Annotated in this window: 19 protein-coding genes; 10 read left to right on the top strand and 9 right to left on the bottom strand. The window is 56.8% G+C overall.

Annotated features, from left to right (window positions below):
• Positions 1–46 precede the first annotated feature (46 nt).
• The 4 genes from LEP6406_RS0216485 to rpsT form a co-directional block, all read right to left on the bottom strand.
• A complete protein-coding gene (locus LEP6406_RS0216485) occupies positions 47–1,921 on the bottom strand; it encodes a DNA-directed RNA polymerase subunit gamma (RefSeq protein WP_008319318.1) in 1,875 nt (624 codons plus the stop codon).
• Between the two features lie 97 nt (positions 1,922–2,018).
• Positions 2,019–5,318 carry a DNA-directed RNA polymerase subunit beta gene (gene rpoB, locus LEP6406_RS0216480; protein WP_008319316.1) on the bottom strand — a complete coding sequence of 1,100 codons (3,300 nt, stop codon included), beginning with the start codon at positions 5,316–5,318 and terminating at the stop codon, positions 2,019–2,021.
• A 390-nt stretch (positions 5,319–5,708) separates the two neighbouring features.
• Positions 5,709–6,572 carry a TatD family hydrolase gene (locus tag LEP6406_RS28515; RefSeq protein WP_008319315.1) on the bottom strand — a complete coding sequence of 288 codons (864 nt, stop codon included), beginning with the start codon at positions 6,570–6,572 and terminating at the stop codon, positions 5,709–5,711.
• Between the two features lie 76 nt (positions 6,573–6,648).
• Positions 6,649–6,975 (bottom strand): 30S ribosomal protein S20, encoded by a 327-nt coding sequence (gene rpsT / locus LEP6406_RS0216470; protein ID WP_027269200.1) that lies wholly within the window; start codon positions 6,973–6,975, stop codon positions 6,649–6,651.
• Between the two features lie 237 nt (positions 6,976–7,212).
• On the opposite strand from rpsT, the gene hisD reads away from it, so the two are divergent.
• The 3 genes from hisD (at position 7,213) to LEP6406_RS28510 (ending at position 10,295) form a co-directional block, all read left to right on the top strand.
• On the top strand, positions 7,213–8,544 hold the full coding sequence (gene hisD / locus LEP6406_RS0216465; RefSeq protein ID WP_008319311.1) for a histidinol dehydrogenase: 1,332 nt from the start codon (positions 7,213–7,215) through the stop codon (positions 8,542–8,544).
• A 47-nt stretch (positions 8,545–8,591) separates the two neighbouring features.
• Entirely contained in the window at positions 8,592–9,008 is a 417-nt protein-coding gene (locus LEP6406_RS0216460) for a universal stress protein (RefSeq protein WP_008319309.1), read from the top strand.
• Between the two features lie 546 nt (positions 9,009–9,554).
• Entirely contained in the window at positions 9,555–10,295 is a 741-nt protein-coding gene (locus tag LEP6406_RS28510; RefSeq protein WP_051463734.1) for a type II CAAX endopeptidase family protein, read from the top strand.
• A 94-nt stretch (positions 10,296–10,389) separates the two neighbouring features.
• On the opposite strand, the gene LEP6406_RS0216445 is transcribed toward LEP6406_RS28510, so the two are convergent.
• Entirely contained in the window at positions 10,390–11,697 is a 1,308-nt protein-coding gene (locus LEP6406_RS0216445; protein ID WP_008319305.1) for a bifunctional cobalt-precorrin-7 (C(5))-methyltransferase/cobalt-precorrin-6B (C(15))-methyltransferase, read from the bottom strand.
• Complete coding sequence (locus LEP6406_RS0216440; protein ID WP_008319303.1) at positions 11,694–12,380, bottom strand: precorrin-8X methylmutase; 687 nt, start codon at positions 12,378–12,380, stop codon at positions 11,694–11,696. The genes LEP6406_RS0216445 and LEP6406_RS0216440 overlap by 4 nt, the downstream gene beginning before the upstream one ends.
• Positions 12,381–12,720: 340 nt before the next feature.
• Here LEP6406_RS0216440 and holA point away from each other — a divergent pair, with 340 nt between their 5' ends.
• From holA to obgE, 3 genes are all read left to right on the top strand, one after another.
• The gene (holA, locus tag LEP6406_RS0216435; RefSeq protein WP_008319301.1) at positions 12,721–13,725 is read left to right on the top strand and encodes a DNA polymerase III subunit delta; all 1,005 of its coding nucleotides are present in this window, start codon (positions 12,721–12,723) and stop codon (positions 13,723–13,725) included.
• A 99-nt stretch (positions 13,726–13,824) separates the two neighbouring features.
• Complete coding sequence (locus tag LEP6406_RS0216430; RefSeq protein WP_008319299.1) at positions 13,825–14,358, top strand: DUF4168 domain-containing protein; 534 nt, start codon at positions 13,825–13,827, stop codon at positions 14,356–14,358.
• 63 nt (positions 14,359–14,421) lie between these two features.
• On the top strand, positions 14,422–15,462 hold the full coding sequence (gene obgE, locus LEP6406_RS0216425) for a GTPase ObgE (RefSeq protein WP_008319298.1): 1,041 nt from the start codon (positions 14,422–14,424) through the stop codon (positions 15,460–15,462).
• Between the two features lie 111 nt (positions 15,463–15,573).
• On the opposite strand, the gene LEP6406_RS28505 is transcribed toward obgE, so the two are convergent.
• Positions 15,574–16,383 carry a serine/threonine protein kinase gene (locus LEP6406_RS28505; protein ID WP_008319296.1) on the bottom strand — a complete coding sequence of 270 codons (810 nt, stop codon included), beginning with the start codon at positions 16,381–16,383 and terminating at the stop codon, positions 15,574–15,576.
• 235 nt (positions 16,384–16,618) lie between these two features.
• On the opposite strand from LEP6406_RS28505, the gene LEP6406_RS0216415 reads away from it, so the two are divergent.
• Entirely contained in the window at positions 16,619–17,989 is a 1,371-nt protein-coding gene (locus LEP6406_RS0216415; protein ID WP_008319295.1) for a proton extrusion protein PcxA, read from the top strand.
• An 89-nt stretch (positions 17,990–18,078) separates the two neighbouring features.
• On the opposite strand, the gene LEP6406_RS0216410 is transcribed toward LEP6406_RS0216415, so the two are convergent.
• Entirely contained in the window at positions 18,079–19,191 is a 1,113-nt protein-coding gene (locus LEP6406_RS0216410) for an ABC transporter ATP-binding protein (protein WP_008319292.1), read from the bottom strand.
• An 88-nt stretch (positions 19,192–19,279) separates the two neighbouring features.
• Complete coding sequence (locus tag LEP6406_RS0216405; protein ID WP_008319290.1) at positions 19,280–19,615, bottom strand: hypothetical protein; 336 nt, start codon at positions 19,613–19,615, stop codon at positions 19,280–19,282.
• Positions 19,616–19,852: 237 nt separating this feature from the next.
• Here LEP6406_RS0216405 and LEP6406_RS0216400 point away from each other — a divergent pair, with 237 nt between their 5' ends.
• From LEP6406_RS0216400 to LEP6406_RS28500, 3 genes are all read left to right on the top strand, one after another.
• Positions 19,853–21,130 carry a DegT/DnrJ/EryC1/StrS family aminotransferase gene (locus tag LEP6406_RS0216400; protein WP_263971190.1) on the top strand — a complete coding sequence of 426 codons (1,278 nt, stop codon included), beginning with the start codon at positions 19,853–19,855 and terminating at the stop codon, positions 21,128–21,130.
• A 235-nt stretch (positions 21,131–21,365) separates the two neighbouring features.
• On the top strand, positions 21,366–22,265 hold the full coding sequence (crtB, locus tag LEP6406_RS0216395) for a cyanoexosortase B (RefSeq protein WP_008319287.1): 900 nt from the start codon (positions 21,366–21,368) through the stop codon (positions 22,263–22,265).
• Positions 22,266–22,375: 110 nt separating this feature from the next.
• Positions 22,376–23,134 carry a cyanoexosortase B system-associated protein gene (locus LEP6406_RS28500; protein WP_008319285.1) on the top strand — a complete coding sequence of 253 codons (759 nt, stop codon included), beginning with the start codon at positions 22,376–22,378 and terminating at the stop codon, positions 23,132–23,134.
• Positions 23,135–23,211: the final 77 nt, after the last annotated feature.

Here is a 23,211-nt window from a genome sequence, read left to right as displayed (position 1 = left end):
TAACTGCTAACTCAGCAGTTCAGTCCTTTAACATCCATTCGGTGGATTAGCTCGCCAAGGCATCCAGTACGGTTTTGTTGTAGATAATGCGACCAGCGGTGGTCTTGATGTATTGGGAAACTAGATTGCCCTCCGCGTCTTCCCGCACACGGCGATCCTCATAAACGCGGGTTGTGATGCCATCCTCACTGCGGCTTTCCTCCAGTAGTTTTGGCTCCTTCACATCCGAGTCCACCAGACCGTCATAGCGCAGCCAGACCTGCGCATGAATGCCAACCAAACCCTGTTCAAAGGCCATAATGGCGTCCTCCATACTGCGGAAATAGCGTCCAGCCCCCTTTTGTTGGGCAGGATTATCCGCTGTGAGGTAGTAACACCCCAGCACCATATCCTGGCTCGGGGTGATAATAGGCCGTCCCGTCGCTGGAGAAAGAATATTGTTCGAGGCCAGCATCAACAGTCGTGCCTCTGCCTGGGCTTCCAAAGAAAGAGGTACATGGACCGCCATCTGGTCACCATCAAAGTCAGCGTTAAAGGCAGGGCACACCAAGGGATGGAGCTGAATTGCCCGCCCCTCTACCAGAATTGGCTCAAAAGCTTGAATGCCAAGACGGTGCAGAGTAGGGGCTCGGTTGAGCATCACTGGGTGACTCTCAATCACCTCCTCCAGCACCTCCCATACCTGGGGATCATTGCGCTGAATTAGCTTCTTAGCCGCCTTAATGTTGTTCACCAAACCCTGACGAATCAGACGATGAATCACAAAGGGTTGGAACAGCTCAATGGCCATTTCCCGAGGCAGGCCACACTGGTGGATTTTCAGGTTGGGGCCGACCACAATCACAGAACGGCCTGAGTAATCGACCCGTTTGCCCAAGAGGTTTTGCCGGAAGCGTCCCTGCTTACCCTCAATAATGTCCGAAAGGGACTTGAGGGGACGGTTGTTAGCCCCCACCACGGTGCGGCCTCGACGACCATTGTCAATCAGCGCATCCACCGCCTCTTGGAGCATCCGCTTTTCGTTACGGACAATGATCTCTGGAGCCAGGATTTCCTGAAGCCTTGCCAGACGGTTGTTGCGATTGATCACCCGGCGATAAAGATCGTTCAGGTCAGAGGTGGCAAACCGACCCCCATCCAATTGCACCATGGGACGCAGATCGGGGGGGATAACGGGAATGATGTTAATCACCATCCAATCAGGCTTGGAGCCAGTGGCGATGAAGTTATCGATGACCCGGAGCCGTTTGATCAACTTGGCCCGTTTCTGGCCCTTAGAAACGGCGATATCCTCCCGAAGTTTTTCGGCAGATTCCTCCAGGTTTAGATCCTCTAGGAGCCGCTGGAGCGCCTCCGCTCCAATGCCCACCTCGACCCCCGCAAGCTGTGACTCTTCGTCATAGAGCTGATCTTCAATCTCAATCCACTGATCTTCCGTCAACAACTGCTTGTAGCTGAGGTTGTCAGCATTGCCGGGATCCAACACCACATAGGCGTTGAAGTAGACGATCTGCTCCACATCCCGTAGGGGCATGTCTAGGAGAATGGCAATGTAGCTGGGGATGCCCTTCAGATACCAAACGTGGGCCACGGGGGCGGCTAGCTTGATATAACCCATGCGATGGCGACGGACTCGGGATTCTGTCACCTCAACGCCGCAACGCTCACAGACAATACCCCGGTGCCGCACCCGCTTGTACTTGCCACAGTGGCATTCCCAGTCCTTGGCGGGACCAAAGATGCGTTCACAGAAAAGGCCATCCATCTCCGGCTTTAGGGTCCGGTAGTTGATGGTTTCGGGCTTGGTGACTTCCCCGACGATTTGGCCATTGGGCAAGGTCCGCTCTCCCCACTGGCGAATACGCTCGGGGGAGGCGATACCAATCTTGACGTAATCAAAACGCTGTTCCAGCTTAGGCATGCTCAGCTACTTCCTTCAGACGGGGGAATAAGGGTTAGGTAAAAAGGGCTCTGGGGTGATAAGGGAGCCTAGGTAGCTCCTAGGCTCTAGGGAGGAACTATTCCTCGACCTCCTCCATTTCAACGGCGTTGATGGACTCGTAGGTGGGGCGAGATGGGGTGCGTCGATTACTGACATCAGCCATCAGATCCACCTCAATATCTCGGCTGGTGCCATCCTCTCGGGTTTCCACCTTGTGTACAGCAATATCCAGCCCCAAGGATTGCAGCTCGCGCATCAGTACCTTGAAGGACTCGGGAGTGCCAGGGCGGGGAATGGCTTTACCCTTGACGATGGCGTTGAGGGCTTCGTTGCGCCCCTGCATGTCATCGGACTTCACCGTGAGCAATTCCTGGAGGGTATAGGCTGCGCCAAAGGCTTCCAAGGCCCACACTTCCATTTCTCCAAAGCGCTGCCCCCCCTGCTGGGCCTTACCGCCGAGGGGCTGCTGGGTAACGAGGGAATAGGGTCCCGTGGAGCGGGCATGGATTTTGTCATCCACGAGGTGGACTAGCTTCAGCATGTAAGCTCGACCTACGGTAACCGCCTTGTCAAAGGGCTGACCGGTACGACCATCCCGAAGCAGGATTTTGCCGGGATCTTCAGGGTTGTAGACCCAATCCTGTCCGGTGTAGTCCCGAGCCTCTTGGAGTTTGCCGTGGGTGGAGTTACGGGAGGCTTCTTCCCCGTACATCTCATCAAAGGGGGTGATTTTGAAGCGGGCATCGAGGTTGTCTGCCGCCCAGCCTAGGAGGCACTCAAACACTTGACCCACATTCATCCGGGAGGGCACCCCTAGGGGATTAAGGGCAATGTCGATGGGGGTGCCATCTGGCAGGTAGGGCATGTCTTCAATCGGCAGGATCCGGGAAATAATGCCCTTATTGCCATGGCGGCCCGCCATCTTGTCGCCCACCTGGATTTTGCGCTTGAGGGCCACGTAGACCCGTACCACCATGTTGGCTCCGGGGGGCAGCTCATCTCCCTGTTCTCGCGTAAAGACGCGCACGTCTACAACGCGACCCTTTTCGCCATTGGGAACCCGCAGGGAATTGTCCCGTACATCTCGGGCTTTTTCTCCAAAGATAGCCCGCAGTAGTTTTTCTTCTGGGGGCTGGTCTGACTCTCCTTTGGGGGTAACTTTACCGACCAGAATTTCTCCGGCTTCGACCCAAGCGCCAATGCGGATAATGCCGGTTTCATCGAGCTGACGCAGAGCATCTTCGCCGACGTTGGGGATTTCTCGGGTGATTTCTTCTGGTCCCAGCTTGGTTTGGCGGGCTTCGATCTCGAATTTTTCGATGTGAATGGAGGTGTACACATCGTCAAAGACGAGCCGCTCACTCAGGAGGATGGCATCCTCGTAGTTGTAGCCTTCCCAGGGCATATAGGCAATGAGAACGTTTTGGCCGAGGGCAATTTCGCCTCCTTCAGCGGCGGACCCATCGGCAATGACTTGCCCCTGCTGAATGCGATCGCCTTGGAAGACGATGGGACGTTGGTTGAGACAGGTGTCTTGGTTAGACCGCTGGTACTTTTGTAGAACATAGCGATGAACCGTGCCCGCATCATCGCGGATCTGCACTTGGTCGGCGTCTACATAGATCACCTCTCCAGCTTCGCGGCTGACCACGACCATGCCCGAGTCCCGAGCCGCTTGGGCCTCTAGCCCCGTACCCACCAAGGCCCGCTCAGGGCGCAGTAGGGGGACTGCCTGCCGTTGCATGTTAGAGCCCATCAGGGCGCGGTTGGCGTCGTCATGCTCCAGGAAGGGAATCAAGGAGGTGGCTACGGAGATGATTTGTACCGGGGATACCGCCACATAGTCCACCTCTGTGGGGGGAATGGAGTCAAAATCCTGGCGGTAGCGCACAGGGATGAGTTCCCCCAGGATGTAGCCCTCTTCGTTAGTGGGCAGGTCACCCGCTGCCACCCGCAGGTCGTCCTCTTCATCGGCAGTCATGTATACGGAGGGTAGATCACGCCGCACTTTGCCGTTTTCCACCCGGAAGAAGGGGGTTTCGATGAATCCAAAGGCGTTGACGCGGGCGTGGGTGGCTAGGGAACCAATCAGCCCCGCATTTGGACCTTCTGGAGTTTCAATGGGACAGATGCGTCCGTAGTGGGAGGGGTGAATATCCCGCACGGCAAAGCCGGCCCGCTCCCGAGTGAGCCCCCCAGGACCGAGGGCACTGATGCGGCGCTTGTGGGTTAACTCCGCCAAGGGGTTGGTTTGGTCCATGAACTGGGAGAGCTGGCTGGAGCCAAAGAACTCCTTGATGGCGGCGACCAAGGGTTTTGGGTTGACCAAGGAAGCGGGGGTGAGGGAGTCGGCATCGGAGACGGTCATCCGTTCCCGGATGATCCGTTCCAGGCGATTCAAGCCGACGCGCACCTGGTTTTGCAGCAGTTCACCAACGGAGCGGACGCGGCGGTTGCCGAGGTGGTCGATGTCATCGACCGTGCCCACATCAAATTCCAGGTTAATGAGGTAGTCGATGGCGGTGAGGATGTCTTGGGGGGTGAGGACGCGCACTGTATCGGGAATGCTAAGACGCAGTTTCCGGTTGAGTTTGTAGCGTCCCACCCGACCCAAGTCATAGCGCTTGGGTTCAAAGAAACGGGATTCTAGAAGTTGTTGTCCTCCAGAGACTGTCGGTGGTTCACCGGGCCGTAGTTTCCGGTATAGTTCCAACAGGGCTTCTTCTTCGCTAAATTGCCCTTCTTTTTCAATGGTCTTCTGGAAATATTCGGGGTGGCGTAGGGAGTCGAAGATCTCGCCATCCGTCAGTCCTAGGGCTTTGAGTAAGACTTGGGCGGAGAGTTTCCGGGTTTTGTCGATGCGGACCCAGGTGAGGTCGTTTTTGTCGGTCTCAAATTTGAGCCAAGCCCCCCGGTTAGGAATGAGGTTGGCGTTGTAGGTGCGTCGCCCGTTCTTGTCGGTTTCGGACTTGTAGTAGACACCAGGACTACGGACAATCTGGTTGACGATGACCCGCTCTGCACCGTTGATGATGAAGGTGCCCCGGTCAGTCATCAGGGGTAAATCCCCGATGAAGACTTCTTGCTCTTTGATTTCCCCGGTTTCCTTGTTAATCAGGCGGGTGGGGACGTACATTTGTACTGCATAGGTGGCGTCCCGCCGCTTGGCCTCGTCTACATCATATTTGGGGCTTTTGAGCTTGTAGTCTTTGCCTAGGAAATGGAGTTCGAGCTTGCCGGTGTAGTCCGTGATGGGAGAAAAACTATCCAGTTCTTCAATCAGCCCTTCTTCTAAAAACCAGCGGAAGCTGGAACGCTGAATCTCCACCAAATCAGGCAGAACAAAGTTGGATGTAGTGATAATTTGTCCGCTCATGCGTCTCCTTAGGTGGATTAGCCCCACGTGTCTACAGTTGTGAGCCGTGTCTGGGAATAAACACGGCGAAGGCTGAAGAGCGATTCCCAGCTCTTCAGCTAAAAGCAGTCTGCGTCATAGCCCTTCAGATCGATGCTGATACCGAGAGCACGACCGCCAGTTACCCTAGGGGGCGGGCTCCCTAAATACAGCTCTAAATCAGGTGGATATGCATGCATGTCTATGGTTTGACATTTGCCAGTGCCTAGGCTGACGACAGCCATTGGCGTGATCCCTTTGTCCGTCACCCGTTAGCGCCTTCTCAAATCGGCCTGTCTCGCATATGTGAATAGCTTAATAAAAAGAACTTAAAACGGAACGCTTGTCAAGCTCCTAATTCTTGAGTTGTCTTTACCCTATTGCCTCCGCGACGGGGACTAATGGCGTGGCGGTGGGTGCCACGGGTTCTTCCCTTGGTCTGACCGCCTCGGGGTCAAGGGGCAGTCGAAATAGCCCGATGGCGTTGCGCGTGGTTTGATCCGCGATCGCAGTTGGGGTGGTCTGGCGAAGTTGGGCCAGATAATCGGCTACATGACGCACATGGGCGGGCTGATTGCGCCGCTCTTGCCGTCGAGGTTCAGGGGTCAGAAAGGGGCAGTCGGTTTCAATCAACAGCCGATGGTTGGGAACCATGCGGGCGGCATCCTTCACCTGATGGGCGTTTTTAAAGGTGACAATACCGCTGAAGCTAATGAAAAATCCCAGGTCTAGAAACCATTGGGTTTCTTCGGGACTTCCCGCCCAACAATGCATCACCCCCCGTACTGGACCTTGGGTGTCGATGAATCGAGAGATTAAGGCTGCTGCATCCGCTGCCGCATCACGGCAGTGGACAATGACAGGGAGCTCCAGACGGTGTGCGATCGCAAGTTGTGCCCAGAAGGCAGCTTGCTGCACCGCTTGGTTCGACGCCTTAAAGAAGTCCAGCCCGGTTTCTCCGATGGCCACCACCCGCTGATCACATCGGGCTAGTGCCTCAATTCGATCGGCCATGGTGTCATCCCACTGATCCATATCCAAGGGGTGGAGTCCCACTGCAAAGGACACCTCGGGGTATCGATCTGCGATCGCCTGGGTTTTGGGAAATTCCCCCGGCTCCACGCAGGAATGCACTAAATGCACCACTCCCGCTGCCCGCCAAGCCGCCGCCACTTGGTCCAAATCGGACTGGTAACTGTCAAAGTTGATATGGACGTGGGTGTCAATTAATCGCATAGACCGATCGAAAATTCCTAAGCAATGGCGTGACTCCGAGCAAACCCCGAAGGTTGAGTTAAACCCAACCTAGGAGCTAGGACACGCTTTGCTCAGCTTGCTCAGCGGGAGAGACCTCCCCTAGAGCACCCTTGAGAACTCGACTGAGTCGAGCCTTACGACGGGAACCTGTGTTGCGGTGATAGACTCCCCGTTGGGTGGCCTTGTCAATTTTGCTAAAGGCTGCCGACATCCGTTGCTGAACAACGGCCAGTGCTTCCGGACTAGGATTAGCCTTATACGCTTCTAGTTCCGTCAGGTATCGCTTCGTCAGGGTTTTAACCGCTGACTTATAGGACTTGTTGCGGAGACGGTTCCGCTCCGCAATATCAATACGCTTGATTGCAGACTTAATGTTTGCCACAGTTCGCCCTAGCTTAATCGGAAAATTTACCAGAATAGCTATGATAACACTAAGTTGTCCAAAGGCTAGGGGTTGCGTCAGGACAGAAGACAAAAAAGCACGTTAAGCTATTCACACAGAGTACGCAGCGCCCCTGTCCAGCCTATCTTGTGGGCATCCTTAGAGATATTCGCGGGGCTCAGCTACCGGGACTACCGGGGCTGGACTGCGTTGGTTATTCATTCAGGTCAATGCCGAATGCTGCGCATCATTAACCAGTTGAATGAGGCTCAGGCAGAGCTGCAACGCATTTGTGCTCGCACCCACGATGACCAAGTTTTCCACAAGGAAGCCACGGTCCGGGAAGTTTTGCAGGCGGTGAAGCGCAAGGGAGATGCGGCGGTTCTCCAGTACACCGCTGACTTCGACAAGTTGGTGCTCACGGCCCCAGACCTCAAGGTGCGGGGTTCGGAGTTGGACGCTGCTTACCAGCAGGTTTCTAAGGAGCTAATCGATGCGGTGCGTCTAGCGCAGAAAAATATTGAAGCCTTTCACCGTCAGCGCGTTCCTCGCAGTTGGGTAACCTTTGAGGGGGAAGGGGTGCTGGGTAAGCGCTACACTCCTGTAGATCGGGCGGGCATCTATGTGCCAGGTGGTAGGGCAGCCTACCCCAGTACGGTGTTGATGAATGCGATTCCGGCCAAGGTTGCAGGGGTACCTCGGATCGCCATGGTGACGCCTCCGGGACCGGGGGGGACAATCAATCCGGCGGTGTTGGTGGCAGCCCAAGAGGCAGGGATTACAGAAATTTATCGGGTAGGGGGAGCCCAGGCTATTGCAGCCCTAGCCTACGGGACAGAAACTATCCCTGCTGTAGATGTGATTACGGGACCGGGCAATATCTACGTCACCCTGGCCAAAAAGCAGGTTTTTGGCACTGTGGGCATTGATTCTTTGGCGGGGCCGTCGGAAGTCTTGGTGATTGCTGACAGTACAGCTAACCCGGTGTACGTCGCGGCGGATCTGTTGGCCCAGGCGGAGCACGATCCTCTAGCTGCCGCCATTCTCATCACTCCTGATGCTGCCCTAGCTCAGCGGGTCACGGAGGAGGTGGATCGCCAGTTGCAGGACCACCCCCGACAAACCCTGACGGAAAAGGCGATCGCCCATTACGGGGTTGCCATTGTAGTGGATAGCCTTGCGACTGCCGTAGCACTATCCAATGAGTTCGCCCCGGAGCACTTGGAGTTGGAAGTGGCAGAACCCTGGGAATTGTTGGACCAAATTCGCCATGCCGGGGCTATCTTCTTGGGCCATTCCACTCCGGAAGCGGTGGGGGATTATCTGGCGGGACCCAACCACACTCTGCCTACTTCGGGGGCGGCTCGCTATGCCTCCGCCCTGAGTACGGAAACCTTTATGAAGCACTCCAGCCTGATTCAATATTCCCCAGCTCTATTGGGACAGGTAGCAGATGCGATCGCAGTTCTGACCAAGGCAGAGGGACTGGCCTCCCACGGGGCCTCTGTCGAATTACGGACCCAGTTCTCTTCTCGCCCCCTCTCCCCTCCGGCTCTGGAAAACCCCTAGTGCAGTCCCCCTACAATGGCCCTATAGGATTTGGCTAAAGATGCGGCGTGTTTGAAAAGATTTTAGTAGCCTTGGACGATTCCACCCCCGCTGATGCGATAGTGGCGGTTTTTCAGCAAATTCAATTGTCTGCGGCCCATCAGGTGGTGCTAACCCACGTGATTGCTCCGCCCCCCCAGGATGCCGATGCCACCCACTCCCGTTCTGGAATGGATATTGATTCCCAACAGGCGGAGGAGCGTCTTCAACACTACCAAGCCCTATTGCCCTGCCCCAGCCAAACGGAGGTCGTCCAGGGAGAACCCGTCACCGAAATCATTCGCCTTGCCCAGATTTATCAAGTGGATTTGATCATCCTGGGGAGTCGGGGACTGACGGGGCTGAAGCGGATTCTTCAAGGATCCGTCAGTAGCCAGGTGCTAGAGGCAGCTCCTTGCTCGGTGTTGGTGATCAAGGTGCCGTAGGGGGAGTGATGGGGTGATGGGGTGGGTGACAGGTGACAGAATCGTAGGGTGGGCATTGCCCACCAATTCAGAATCGTAGGGTGGGCATTGCCCACCAATCCAGTGAGGGTACCTCTGCCGGAGGCTCTGCCTCCCCTGTTTTCTGTAGGGGCAATCCCTTGCCTGTCCTGTTCGCGTAGCGGCTCCGGAGGAGCAACGAAGCCGAAGGGCTTGCCCTATGCCCTCCGGGCAGGCTCTGCCCTAGCGTTAGCCTTAGCGTAGCCATGCCGGAGGCTATTGCCCGAAGGGCTATACGACCCGCTCAGGACAGGCAAGGAATTGCCCCTACGGTATTAACCTCAATCTTGGATTTCCCGGCACTGGGTAGGGCGGGTTTTGAGCCTACCATCCTGGATCTCCCAGTCAATACGAGCTAAACCCGCCCCTACGGGATTTACCCCATCACCCATCCACCTTCATACCCCCACACCCTCCTACCCTCATCGAGCTAGGGGCACTGAGGCGGCATGAGATGATTGCTGAGAATTGCTGTGCTGTAGGGATGCCGTGCTGGCTACTGTCATTGCTGTTATTGTTGCTGTTGCTCAGGTGGGTGGGGGGCTCTTGGTGTGGGTGGGGCTGTGGTTGCCCTTTGCCATTCCCCTGGGTATCAAGCTGGGGTGGCAGCCTTTTCGGCCCGCCTCTCCGGGGCAAAAGCTACCCCTGTTGATCATTCTGTATGGGCTGGCTCCGGTGATGCTGTGGGGCTGGAGTCGCTGGCGGGGGACGGGATGGGCAGAACTGGGGTTGGGGAATGGGGGCGATCTGGGCCGAGGGATCGGGCTAGGCTGGGGAATCGCGATCGCAGGGCTCCTGCTGATAACAGCCCTACGCCTAGGGCAGGGCTGGCTTGCCCCCATTCCAGAGGAAACGTCGAGGTTGGGACTGCTTCATCGGCTGGGGATTGCCCTGGCCTTGATACCGCTGGCGGGCTTCCTCGGCGGCATTGAGGAACTGGTGTTTCGGGGATGGATGCAAACCCAATTGCAAACCGCCCTAGCCCCCTGGATCGCCGCCGCGATCGCAAGTTCCCTATTCGCCCTGGCCCATTTGCTCTGGGATGGACGGGCGGGGCTGGTGCAGCAGCCCGGACTGTGGCTATTGGGGCTGGTGCTAGTGCTGGCCCGTTGGCTGGATCAGGGCCAGATTGGGCTGGCCTGGGGACTGACGGGGGTTGGGTGTGGGGATTGGCCTGCTTGGATGCGGTGGTGCCCCTTGGCGTTACAGGGAAGGGGCCGTCTTGGTTAATGGGGCGACCGCAGCAGCCCTTAACGGGGGTGTTGGATGGCCTGTTGCTGCTGGGCACAGCCCTCACCATCTGGGGGTTATCCCGATTGTCAACTTAGGCGCGGGTGAGGGTGGTGAGGGTGACGGGGTTGAGGGGGCTCCAGCGGGTGAGGGGGCCAACGGTGGCGGAGCGGGAAATCTGCACTTGCAGGGCTTGGGCACGCCATTGGGGATGGTGGGCAATCCATTGAGTCAGGGTGGCGCTATGCTCCAAAGTTGCGATCGCGGTGACGATCCGGCCCTGGGGCCGCAGTCGGGCGGCACAGGCATCCAGAATTGCCGCTAAATTGCCCCCGCTGCCACCAATAAAGACCCGATCGGGCTCCGGTAGGGGGGATAGGGCTATCGGAGCTGTGCCCGTAATCACCTGGACCTGAGGGGTGTGGAAGCGCTCGGCATTTTGCCGCACGAGCTCTCCTCCGACAGCGGTCTGCTCAATGGCAAATATCTGGCTCTGGGGTGTCAGCCGTGCCACCTCAATGCTGACACTGCCCGTTCCCGCCCCAATATCCCAAATCACCTGCTGGTGCTGGAGGGCCAGTTCTGCCAGGACCAGCAACCGTACCTCCCGCTTGGTGATCAATCCAGGCCGATCGGCAAAGCTCAGAAAGGCACCGTCGGCCAGACCCACAAGGGGCAGTTCTGGCCTCACCGGAGACGGAATGCCCTGCAAAATCACCACATTCAGAGGGGCAAAGAGTTCCCCTTGGGCCGCATCTAGATCCCAGGACTGCACCCGTTCCTCAGAGCCCCCCAGATTTTCACACACCCACAGGCGATAGGTCAGGGGTAGGGCCAAATCCTGCACTAGGTGGGCGATGGCCCCCGGCGTATAGAGGCCATCCGTCAGCACTGCAATGGGGTCAGCCCCCTGCTTCAATGCCTGGATCAGGCGCTCCGGGCTGCGCCCGTGGAGACTGACCACCGTGGCCTCCTGCCAGGGTAGCTTGACTCGGCTAAAGGCCAACTGCACTGAACTGGGGTGGGGATGAAAGGTAATCGCCTCCGGCGGACAAACCGCTAATAACCACCGCCCTAGGCCAAACCAAAGGGGATCCCCCGACACCAGTACCACCAGGTAGTTCCCTGGTTTCGCCCTGCCCAACCAGGATTGGAGGTTTGTCGCCAACTGATCCAGGGCCACCCAGGGCCAGCGATCGCAGTTTAGATCAGGGAAATAACTCAGGTGGCGATCGCTGCCCACTAGGACCGTCGCCCCCTGCACTTTCTGCACCACAGCCGGGGTTAGTCCCGCTGCACCGTCTAAGCCGATGCCGACGACTTGAATGGGAGTGGGGGTGGGTGCGGCAGCAGCTATACCCTTGCTGGGGGTCTCTCTGGGGGTCTCTCTGGGGGCTATCATGGCTGCCCCTCCCAGGCCAACACCAGCAATGCGTTTACAATCGCTGCCGCCACCGGGGAGCCCCCCTTGCGCCCCTCCACACGAATCTGGGCCACCGGAGTCGCTGCTAGGGTGGCCTTGGCTGCCTCCACGCCCACAAACCCCACCGGAGCACCAATAATTAGGGCTGGAATTAGGGCTGGGGCAGGAATTGAAGTTGGCGTTGGCGTTGGAACAGTTGGCGTTGGCGTTGGAACAGAAACAGTCGGCTTTGCCTGAATGAGATCGCAGAGGGCCTGAAGAGCCGTGGGGGCATTGCCAATCACAAAGATTCCGCCGGGAAACTGTTCCCAGGCCCGCAGTATTCCCGTCTCCGTGCGGGTGCGCCCCAGCTCGGCGGTCTCCGCTAAATCCACCGCCGCCACCAGCCGATTGCCAAAGGTGCGACGGACCATACTCTGACAGCCCTGTCGCACCATGCCTACATCAGTGATGATGGGCACCCCCCGTTGCAACGCCGCGATCGCAACAGGAATCGCCCCCGGCCCTATCCGCAACCAGTGACGGAACTCAAAATCCGCTGTGCTGTGGATAATCCGCCGTAGAATGGCGTACTCCTCCAGCGGCAGATCATGTGCTCCCATTTCTCGATCAATAATGGCAAAGCTCTTCTGGAGGATGGGATGCTGGGGAAGGGGGGGCATGGGAGGGTGTGGGAGTATGAGGGTTGGGGTATTGGGGTAGGGGCGCGGAAACCGCGCCCAATGCAGGGTGTGACAGGTGTGAACGGTAGGGGCGGGTTGCCTGGGGCATCCAGGACAAAAGGCTCAAAACCCGCCCTACCCAGCGCCGGGTGACCGATATTGTTCAGAATCCGTAGGGGCAATCCCTTGCCTTGGCTGTGCTCAAGGAACCTCCTCCTAACATCCCCTCTTGGAAGGGGTGCCCGAAGGGCAGGGTGGGTTACGGGTGTGGCTGTGGGGGCGTGGAGGGGGGGCGTGGAGGGGGGGGAATGTTTGAGTTTTGATTTTTTTGCATCTCACCATGCCGCTTTATTTCTACTGGGGTGAAGACGACTTTCGATTAAGCCAAGCGGTGGTGGCCCTGCGCGATCGCGCCTTGGATGCGGCGTGGGTTAGTTTCAACTACGACAAAATTCCACCGGAGATAGCAGAGGCACCACTGGTGGCGTTGAACCAAGCCATGACGCCCCCCTTTGGGTCGGGGCAACGGGTAGTGTGGCTGGTGAACACTACCCTGGGGCAAAAATGTCCCGAACCCATTCTGAAGGAATTTGAGCGCACCTTACCCCAACTCCCTGACAGTACTCTGCTACTGCTCACCAGTGGCCAAAAACCGGACGGGCGGGCCAAGTTTACCAAATTAGTGCAGCGCCATGGGCAGATCAAAGCCTTTGACACCATACCCCCTTGGCAGACGGATCAACTGGCGGCTCAAGTGAAGCAAGCTGCCCGCGATCGCGCTTTGACCCTCACAGAAGAAGCCGCAGACCTGTTGGTAATCGCGGTGGGTAACCAGATGCGGCAGCTCAATCTGGAACTGGAGAAACTGGCCCTATATTGGGGCGATCGTCCCGGCCCCATCGATGCCGTAGCGGTGGAAGCCTTAGTAACCATCAGCGCCCAGAGCAGCCTGCAACTGGCCATCGCCCTGCGGGAGGGCAAGGTGGAAACAGCCTTGGGACTCGTGGCGGATCTGCTCCAACGCAATGAGCCTGCCCTACGGATTGTGGCAACCCTAGTAGGGCAATTTCGCACTTGGCTCTGGGTCAAAATGATGATGACCTCAGGAGAACGGGATGCCTCAGCCATTGCCAAGGCGGCGGAAATTGGCAATCCTAAACGGGTATATATCCTCCAGAAGGAGGTGTCTGCCCTTTCTCTGACCGGCTTACAGCAGGCTCTGGGCCATCTGTTAACCCTAGAAGCAGCCCTCAAACGGGGCCGGGATGAAACCGCCACCCTCCAGACCAAAATGATCGAAATTTGCCAACTCTTTACAACAGGAATGTCTCGTCGAGGACGGTAAAGCAGTTCATCTGGCTAGAATAAAAAATCACCCTCGTCACAGATTGGGATGATCTACAGGTTTTGAGCGCAAGATTTTTGAGAGAAAGGTTTTAAAACGATGACTGCTCCTGAGTTAACGGCATCAACTTTTCGTTTATACCTGACCCCCCGATTGCGGTCTTGGACACGGACCTTGGCCACCGTGGGGCTGATGGCGGGGATCATGGGCTGGGGGTCGGAAATCGCGCCCCAGATCGGGGGACAGCAGCTACCGGAACTGGGCATCACTATCGCCCAGGCCCAAACCACCGTCACCAATCAAGAGGTGACTCAGTATGCCCAAGCGGTCTTGCAAATGGACGGGTACCGCAACGAAGCCTATACCGAGATCAAGAATCTCCTGCTAGAGGTAAATGTTGAACTGAGTGCCGTCACCCTGGGCTGCTCCGAGAGCAATCTACCGGGGGTCACCCGTCGCGTCCGGCGACAGGTGGAAAATATCATGATTACCTACTGCAATCGGGCTCGGGACATCGTGGATCAAAATGGCCTCACTGCCCAGCGCTTCAACGAGATTACCGCTGCCCACCGGGAAAATGAGGCCCTAGCGGAGCGCATTCGTCAAGAACTCAGCCGTCTTCAGGCACAATAGATAGTCCAGAGATATTCCAGATATTTCCCCCCAGGCATTCTCCCCCCCCAGGCTCCCCCCACCATGAAATTTATTGACCTTGCGGAAGTAGACGTGATTGCTGGGGACGGCGGTGATGGTCTAGTCGCCTTTCGCCGTGAAAAATATGTCCCCGCTGGCGGGCCTTCTGGGGGCAATGGCGGACCGGGGGGCTCAGTCTATCTGGTGGCGGAAACTAATCTGCAAACCCTGTTGGATTTTCGCTACGCCCACCAATTCAAGGCGGGCCACGGTCAACGGGGCGGTCCCAACAACTGCACCGGAGCATCGGGGGAGGATCGCTATGTGGCGGTCCCCTGCGGCACGATGATCTATGAGGCGGAAACGGAGGTTCCCCTAGGGGATTTGGTCACCGCAGGTCAAACCCTCTGCGTGGCCAAGGGGGGCAATGGAGGGCTAGGAAACCGCCATTTTCTCAGCAATCGTAATCGTGCCCCGGAGCGGGCCTTGCCCGGTTTGCCGGGGGAAGCTCGCCGCATTCGCCTAGAACTGAAGCTGCTGGCGGAGGTGGGCATCATTGGCCTCCCCAATGCTGGTAAATCGACGCTGATCTCGGCCCTCTCCGCTGCCCGTCCGAAGGTGGCCGACTATCCCTTCACTACCCTGGTGCCCAATTTGGGGGTGGTGCGGAAGCCCACGGGGGACGGTACGGTGTTTGCCGATATTCCGGGGCTGATTGAGGGGGCGCACCAAGGACAGGGGTTGGGACATGAATTTCTGCGCCACATTGAACGCACCCGGTTGCTGCTCCATGTGGTGGATGGGACTGCCCCAGACCCGGTTGCCGACTATGGGACGATCCAGCAGGAGTTGATGGCCTACGGTCGGGGCCTTCGCGATCGCCCCCAAATCTTGGTGCTGAATAAGGTGGATGCGATGCCGGAGGATGCGATCGCAGATCTGGTCCAGAATCTAGCGGCAATAGCCCTGGTTCCAGTGCTCCCCATTTCCGCCGCCACCCACCACAATTTGGAGCAGCTCAAGCGGCAGGTGTGGACCGCCCTGGATGCTCTGACACCGCCTGAGGTGCCCTCGGCTCCTACGCTGAATATGGTGTCCGGTTGATTAGACACAGCTCTGCAAAAGGCACAAAAGAACGGTTAGGGTATTTACACCGCAAAGTGCTAGGGGCTGTAACCGCCCCATAACCAGAAATCTGGCGCTTGTCTGCAGCCTCTAGAGGATCGCTTCTAGGGCTTCTAGGGCGGCGTAGGCAGAGCTCCAACGGTATTCCAAACCGGGAGACAGGAGCTGCTTGAGCCAGTCAGCAAAAGCGGCACTAACTTCCGCGTGGCTTTCAAAGTCAATGCGAAGCCCCCGAGTTTGCAGTTGAGTGGGGGATATACCCGTCATCACTTCTACTAGGGTCGCCCCCAAGGCATAGAGATCGGACACTGCTAGAACGCGACCACTGGCCTGCTCTGGGGGAATATAGCCGTCGGTGCCCACCATCGTAAAGGAGGTGGTGCCCGGATTTAAAGATTTAACGGAACCGAAGTCCACTAGGGCGATATCAGCGGTGTTGCTGATGGGCTCAGATCGCAGCAGAATGTTGCTGGGGCGAATATCTCGATGAATTAAGGGGGGCTGGTAGGCATGGAGTTCCACTAACACCGCCAAGACTCGATGTGCGATCGCAGTTGCCTCTGCCTGGGTCAAAGTTCGCCCTTCTGTCAGATAGGTGGCCAGGGACTTACCCGTCATAAAAGTTTGCGCCAAGGCCAAGGCACGGCCATCTTGGGGCAGGCCGATTTCAAAATAATCCAAATACCGAGGCGTATCGGGGTGTTGAAGCAGCTTTAGGGCTTCAATCTCCCGCTTAAACAGCTTTAGATCCGTCGCATCCAGGGTGTCATCCAGAAACAACACCTTCAGAACGACAGCAGTCTGGGTTTGCAAGTCCCGCGCCTTCAAGGTCCATCGCCCGGATTTTTTGCCCAGTTGACGCTCTACCTCGTAGCGATCGCCCAAAATTTGACCGCCCATAGCCTACCCTCACTCAACCGATGCTGCTGATGGTGCCTATCCTAGCCCTGGTTTGCCTTGGTTTTAACACAGACCGCTCCCCTAAGAGCCGTTAGCTCGAAAAGGTTATGCCAGAAACTGTAATGGCAAAGTCTGATCACAGACCATCACACCTACGCCAGTGAAGTTTCTAGCCCTCCTGGGATTTGGACTACAGTTTCGATTACAGACTGTTGCAGCACAGGTGATATAGCGGATGGTTCTCCCCAGTTTTCTTCAACAGGCCCAGCAATGGCTGCTGAAAACCCCCGAACGAGCCCTGGATCAAGCCTATGAAGCCGCCCGCATGATTGCGGCCATTGAAAATGAGCACTTTGGGGGTAACCCCATCTCCCCCACCTCCAGCAACTTTGGTCAGAGCGCCCAGCGATACTTTCAAGGAGAACTAAAAAAGTATCTCAACCTGATCGATATACGAATGACGGAATTTCGCGCCAGTAGTTCCATTCTACGGGCCTCAGATCCCCGGATTCTCGAAATTCAGGTAGACACCCCCACCGACGACCGCTACACCCTGAACCTAATCGACAAACCTGCCCTGTTTTTCCGCAAGCTGCGATTTGTCGATGAAGTCCTTGCTCGCTATCGCTCCCCCGCCCCCACCCCCGCCACCGTGGTTATGGTCAAGGAGCCCACCACGGCCCTCCAGAACACTAACAGCACCCTAGCGGCAAATCTTACCAACGGTACCCCGAACCCGAGGGAGCGCCGAGGCGCTCTAGTTAACGGTGATAATGGTGCTCAGTCCGGCATCCGGGCCGATGCCCTATCAGATCGCGCTAACGTCCTCCCCCGATCCATCCTCCGCACCGTAGATCGCATCCGTCAGGATCTAGATCCCCAGGCAGAAGAACAGGTGATGCGAAACTTTCGGGCCTCACGGGGCAAAACCACCACCGCTGTCAAGTTCATTCTGCTACTCCTGATCATCCCCTTGTTAACCCAGCAGTTCACTAAAAACTTCATCATCGGCCCCATGGTGGACTACGTGCGTGGGGAAACTGAGGCCGCAGTTTTCTTGAACCTGGAAATGGAGGAGGAAGCCCTCCATGAGTTGCAGCAGTTTGAGGAGCGGCTGCGGTTTGAGGTACTGATCGGTAAGGTCGAACCCATGCCAGAGCTAGCCATCGAGCAGACCGTGCGAGAGAAGGCAACGGATATTGAGGAGGAATATCGCTCTCGCAGCGCCGACGCTGTCAAAAACGTCTTTTCAGATATTCTGGCCGCCATTGCCTTTGCGGGACTGCTGGTTGCGCGAAAACGGGAGGTGGCGGCTCTAAAGGGTTTCATGGATGAAGTTGTCTATGGTCTCAGTGACAGCGCCAAAGCATTCATCATTATTCTGTTTACCGATGTCTTTGTGGGATTCCACTCTCCCCATGGCTGGGAGATTCTGCTGGAAGGATTGTCCCGCCACCTCGGTTTTGCCGCCAATCGAGATTTTATCTTCCTCTTTATCGCTACGTTTCCAGTGATCCTGGATACGGTCTTCAAATACTGGATTTTCCGGTACTTAAACCGTATTTCCCCCTCGGCAGTCGCGACCTACAAGAACATGAATGAGTAGGGCGGACTTAGGACGTGTGGACAATTAACGGGGAGCCCTTGCGGGGTAGGTACGACACACCCGTCCTACTGAATCACGCTCGTTAAGGGCTAGTCCATTTTCTCTGGTGGATAGAGGGTGGTGCCGGAGCCTAGATCAAATAGGAATAGGTGATTGGGATCGATACGAATCCGCAGGGACTCGCCGGGGATAGGGCGGCTGTGGGGCAACATTAGCACCGCTAGGGACTGGGGAGACTGGCTATCGTTCTGGGCTGGAATGATCCCCCGTATCAAGGTTTCCCGCCCCAGGGGCTCCACCACTTGCACGGTCACCGTCAGGGCCATCTCATCACCAAAGGCCAGGGACACCTGCTCGGGGCGGATGCCAAGGGAAACCACTTGATTGGAACTGAGGGAGACCGCCTGGGGGAGATGGGCTGGCATCGCCAAAGGTTGACCATTGATCCAAAAGCCGGTGCCGTCAAAGATGGCGGTGAGTACATTCATGGGCGGGCTACCCAGAAAGGCGGCGACCCGGCGATTGGCAGGGCGGCTGTAGAGATCCTGGGGGGTGCCGATCTGCTGCACCTGTCCCTGATCTAGCATGACAACGCGATCGCTCAAGGTCATGGCCTCTACTTGGTCATGGGTGACATAGAGGGTGGTGATGCCAAATTTCTGATGGAGTTGTTTGAGTTCTGCCCGCGTTCCATCCCGTAGTTGGGCATCCAAATTCGACAGCGGTTCATCTAACAAAAAGACCTGGGGCCGACGGGCAATTGCGCGACCGAGGGCCACCCGTTGCTGCTGTCCGCCGGACAGTTGTCCTGGCTTGCGGTTGAGTAAGTGGTCAATATCTAGGGACCGAGCTACCTGAAGGACTTGGGATTCCCGCTCAGTCGCGGGTACCTGGCGCATCCGCAGACCAAAGGCAAGATTCTGGGCCACCGTCATGTGGGGATAGAGGGCATAGTTCTGAAAGACCATGGCTACATCCCGCTGGCGGGCAGGCAGGTCATTGACGCGGCGATCGCCAATATATAGGTCGCCCTCGGTTACGGACTCTAAACCTGCGATCGCACGGAGTAGGGTTGATTTTCCACAGCCCGAAGGCCCCACCAGAACCCAAAACTCACCATCTGGCACCGCAAAGGTCACCCCCTGCACCGCCACGGTTGTGCCAAATCGCTGGGTAATCTGCTCCAGTCGTACGCCAGCCACCGCGTTCCTACTCCCCTAGTCGGCTTCCCTATGCTACTGGGAATAGCCCCCATGAACTGGATATGGGCAATTCAACGGGGATGGGTGCTTATGCCTCATCGGCCAAAATATCCCGTACCGCCTTAGCAATGCGATCCAGATCCTCATCTAGCAGAGGAGGCCACTCGATCCCTGATTTTTGCCCCTGGAGGTAGAGCTGGCGACTTTCGTAGGTGAGGACAAAGAAGGCATGGGTGAGGGTGCGATCCAGGCTGGGTTCTTGTCGGAGCCCTTCCCCCAAAACTCGCAGAGCCAGCAACAGCGAAGTGACTTGGCCGGGAATGGGCGGAACTCCCTGCCGTAGGCAGTGGATAAAGGGGCGCTGCGCTGGGTTGAGGGCCACAGTCTGGGTCAGAATCGACTGGCGGGCGGTGTGAAAGTCCATAGAGTCGTCTCGGTGATGAGGAGATCGCAGCAATTCCGCTCAGAAACCTCTCAGAAACCTCGGGTTTCTTTTAGGGCTTTCCTAGGGTAAAGCACCTGGTTAGTCTTGGGGCAGCATAGGGCACCATGCACATTAGGGTCACCCTTCGTCCAAATCCAGAAAATAACTGGGAGGAACGATTTGGGGGGCTTGCTTGTAGGGGACATCACGGAAGCTTCATGGAGATTTCATCAAAATGTGCCCCGATTCATTCTAGAAATCGAGACACTGGTGAAAGAGTGGGGATCACCCCAAGTCCGTACCCCCAAGTCTGTATTTGTTGCTCCAGAATGTGCCATGTCCTATCCTGTTTCCTCCAGTGTTCCCTTTGTTGATCTCTCTTCGCAGCATGGGCCGCTCCAGGCTGACATCCTAGCGGCAGTGGCAGCGGTCTTGGAAAAAGGGGATTTTATTCTGGGGCAAGCGCTCCAAGAGTTTGAAGTTGCTTTTGCAGCCGCCTCTGGTGCGGCCCATGGTGTTGGCATGGCCTCTGGCACCGACGCGATCGCGCTGGGCCTCCAAGCCTGTGGCATCGGAGCGGGGGATGAAGTTATTTTGCCTGCCAATACCTTTGTAGCGACCTTGATCGGTGTAGTGCGGGCGGGGGCGACCCCAGTATTTGTGGACTGCGACCCGGACACTGCGCTAATGGATTTAGGGGCAGTGGCGGCGGCAATTACGCCACGCACCCGCGCCATTTTGCCCGTTCACCTCTATGGACAGATGGTGTCCCCCTCAGCCCTTTTGAGCCTTGCGGCCCAACACAAGCTGCTGATTTTTGAAGATGCGGCCCAGGCCCATTTGGCGGAGCGGGAGGGCTATCGGGCCGGATCCGTAGGTATTGCTGCGGCCTTTAGCTTCTACCCCGCCAAAAACCTGGGCTGCATCGGGGATGGGGGTATGTTGCTGACCCAGCAGGAGTTGATTGCCCAGACAGGGCGATCACTGCGAAATTACGGCGCGGTGCGGAAGTATTTCCATACCGAGGCTGGGGGCACCAATAGTCGCCTAGACACCCTACAAGCGGCGATTTTGAACCTCAAGCTGCCCCACTTGCCAGAGTGGAATCAAGCGCGCAATCAGATTGCCCGTCACTATGATCAGCGCCTCGCCTCTCTGGAAGAGATGGGAATTCTGCCCATCCGAAATCTCAGCGGCTCCGGCCATATCTATCACCTCTATGTAATTCGTATTACGCCCACGAGTCCCCTGGATCGCACCAGTTTTCAATTGGCCTTGGAGGCACAGGGCATCCAGACGGGGATTCATTACCCGGTACCCTGCCACCTTCAGCCCGCTTTCCAATCCCTGGGCTATCAAGCAGGCAGCTTTCCCCAATCGGAAGCTCTGAGCCAAGAAATCCTATCCTTACCGATGTATTCCGGTATGACCCTAGCCCAGGCCGATCAGGTGGTGGATGCGATCGCGCAGATTCTCCACCAGGCTGTGCGTCAACCCGTGGATGCGGTGCAATAACGGTGTACAGCGGTTCCCTAATGTATGAGGTACATCTCAACTTAATGACACTTTGGCGAACAAGGGGCTTAAGCCCCTTGCCTGTACTTAACCCGAGTGAGAACCGCTATATGCGTTGAGATGTATGCGTTGAGATGTATGGGTTGAGATGTATGCGTTGAAAATACAGCCGTGGCCTGAAACCCCGTGCATCTTCCGGAAAATGTCTTGATAAATCCCTAATGCCTAGTACCTAATGTCTAGTAACAGTCTTTCTCTGCGATCGCGGATTCCTACCCCCCTCTCCCTGGCCCTGCTGGGGCTGTTGATTCTGCTCTATGGCCCTCTCCTGTGGCACTGGGTCGATGGCTGGCTAAACAAATCTATCAGCATCCAGCACGAGTACTTTAGCCATGGCATTTTGGGTCTGCCCTTTGCCGCCTATCTGGCCTGGGAACAGCGATCGCGCTGGCAAGAGCTAAGGGACCAGACCCATCCGGCGGGGTTAACGCTGATTGCGATCGCGGCGGTGCTCTACCTCAGCGGCCTTACGGATTGGATGAACTTCTCTCTACCGTTGATGCTGGCGGGCCTCTGTATCAGCTTGAAAGGACTGCCCGGTCTGAGACAAATGGCCTTCCCGTTAGCCCTAGTGGTGCTAGCCACCCCTAGCCAGTTGCCCTACCTGATCGAACCTTACATCCTGCCGTTACAGCATTTCATCGCTACGGTGGCAGGTTTCTTACTGCTTCAGGGTGGCATTGATGTCACCGTGGATCAGATCTACCTCAGGGTCAATGACCAAATGGTGGAGGTCGCGCCCCACTGTGCGGGGCTCAAGATGTTGTTCACCAGCCTCTATGTGGCCCTAATGCTGAGTTATTGGACGGGGCTATGGCGATCTCGACTACGGATAGGGGTTTTGGGCATCAGTACTGTCATTCTGAGTGTGGCGGGGAATATTATTCGGAATACCCTCCTGAGCTATTTCCATGGCACGGGCAATGATGCCGCCTTTGAATGGCTCCATGAAAGCTGGGGCGGTGATGTGTACTCCGCGATAACACTCCTCCTACTGGTGGGGTTAGTCCGGCTCATTCAGCAATACATCCCTGCTCGCCTCGCCCTCAGCGTCAATCCCGACTCGACCGTATAGCAGTCCCTAGTTTAGTTAGGACAAGACAAGGGATCCGGTGTCCCCAGCACATTGGCCCCAGCGATATAAAACGAGCGATGTTTTTGGACCCATTCTCAAAAAGAAAGCCCATGACCGATTCCGTCCCCGTAGCCCTGACCACCCCTCGACCTCGCCGCCGTCTTTGGCAAGGGATTCTAGTCGGTTGTCTTGCGGTGCTAGTTGCGATCGCGGCCCTGCCCAACTACGTCAGCGGCACTTGGCCCTGGAGTGCCCCTTTAGAGGTGCCTCGCATCAATCAGATCCAGCGGCTCATGGACAATCCCCTGTCTTTGCCGGGGTGGACCCTGATGAATGATGAGAAGGTCAACATTGGCCGTAGTCGCTGGCACCTAGCCGAGTACCAGCCCGCCCAGCCTACAACTCCTGAAATTCCTGGCATTGTGTTGCTGATGCGCCCCCAGCCCTGGCATACCAACCAACCCGAGGTGGAATGGGTGGATCTTCGCGGCTCCCAAAAATGGCGGGTAGACAACTCGCGAACCTTCAGTTTTCAAGTGCCTAAACCCGGCCATGGAGGCTCCACCGAAAATCGTGCCACCGTCACCGTCAATTATTTTCGGGGTATCAGCGACCAAAGAACCTTCGCCGTCATGCAGTGGTATAGCTGGCCCCAGGGCGGTCACCCAGCTCCGGGGCGATGGTTTTGGCTCGATCAAATACGCCAGTGGCAGCACAATCAACGCCAACCCTGGATCGCCGTCAGCCTACTGCTGCCCATTGAGCCCGTAGGGGATGCGCGTCTCTATGAAGACCTTGCCCGCGAAATTGGGACTACAGTACAGACAGCGCTGATGGCAGGGCCATTTGAGGGCATGGAGGAGTCGTGAAGAGACCTATCCCTCTTCTAGCCCAATGCGGGATATTGCTTTTTCCCGCTGTAACTTTATCCCTCCCATAAAATATT

Source organism: Leptolyngbya sp. PCC 6406, assembly GCF_000332095.2.
Classification (GTDB): Bacteria; Cyanobacteriota; Cyanobacteriia; order Phormidesmidales; family Phormidesmidaceae; genus PCC-6406.
The sequence above is the reverse complement of the archived record's forward strand: the minus strand, read 5'-3'. Positions and strand labels throughout refer to the sequence as shown.

What these genes read in the sequence shown, in the direction of transcription:
- LEP6406_RS0216440 (WP_008319303.1), bottom strand. Translation starts at nt 12,380, where the DNA reads ATGCCCCCCCTTCCCCAGCATCCCATCCTCCAGAAGAGCTTTGCCATT.
- holA (WP_008319301.1), top strand. Translation starts at nt 12,721, where the DNA reads ATGCCGCTTTATTTCTACTGGGGTGAAGACGACTTTCGATTAAGCCAA.
- obgE (WP_008319298.1), top strand. Translation starts at nt 14,422, where the DNA reads ATGAAATTTATTGACCTTGCGGAAGTAGACGTGATTGCTGGGGACGGC.
- LEP6406_RS28515 (WP_008319315.1), bottom strand. Translation starts at nt 6,572, where the DNA reads ATGCGATTAATTGACACCCACGTCCATATCAACTTTGACAGTTACCAG.
- rpoB (WP_008319316.1), bottom strand. Translation starts at nt 5,318, where the DNA reads ATGAGCGGACAAATTATCACTACATCCAACTTTGTTCTGCCTGATTTG.
- crtB (WP_008319287.1), top strand. Translation starts at nt 21,366, where the DNA reads ATGTCTAGTAACAGTCTTTCTCTGCGATCGCGGATTCCTACCCCCCTC.
- LEP6406_RS0216415 (WP_008319295.1), top strand. Translation starts at nt 16,619, where the DNA reads ATGGTTCTCCCCAGTTTTCTTCAACAGGCCCAGCAATGGCTGCTGAAA.
- LEP6406_RS0216430 (WP_008319299.1), top strand. Translation starts at nt 13,825, where the DNA reads ATGACTGCTCCTGAGTTAACGGCATCAACTTTTCGTTTATACCTGACC.
- LEP6406_RS0216485 (WP_008319318.1), bottom strand. Translation starts at nt 1,921, where the DNA reads ATGCCTAAGCTGGAACAGCGTTTTGATTACGTCAAGATTGGTATCGCC.
- LEP6406_RS28500 (WP_008319285.1), top strand. Translation starts at nt 22,376, where the DNA reads ATGACCGATTCCGTCCCCGTAGCCCTGACCACCCCTCGACCTCGCCGC.
- hisD (WP_008319311.1), top strand. Translation starts at nt 7,213, where the DNA reads ATGCTGCGCATCATTAACCAGTTGAATGAGGCTCAGGCAGAGCTGCAA.
- LEP6406_RS0216405 (WP_008319290.1), bottom strand. Translation starts at nt 19,615, where the DNA reads ATGGACTTTCACACCGCCCGCCAGTCGATTCTGACCCAGACTGTGGCC.
- LEP6406_RS28505 (WP_008319296.1), bottom strand. Translation starts at nt 16,383, where the DNA reads ATGGGCGGTCAAATTTTGGGCGATCGCTACGAGGTAGAGCGTCAACTG.
- LEP6406_RS0216445 (WP_008319305.1), bottom strand. Translation starts at nt 11,697, where the DNA reads ATGATAGCCCCCAGAGAGACCCCCAGAGAGACCCCCAGCAAGGGTATA.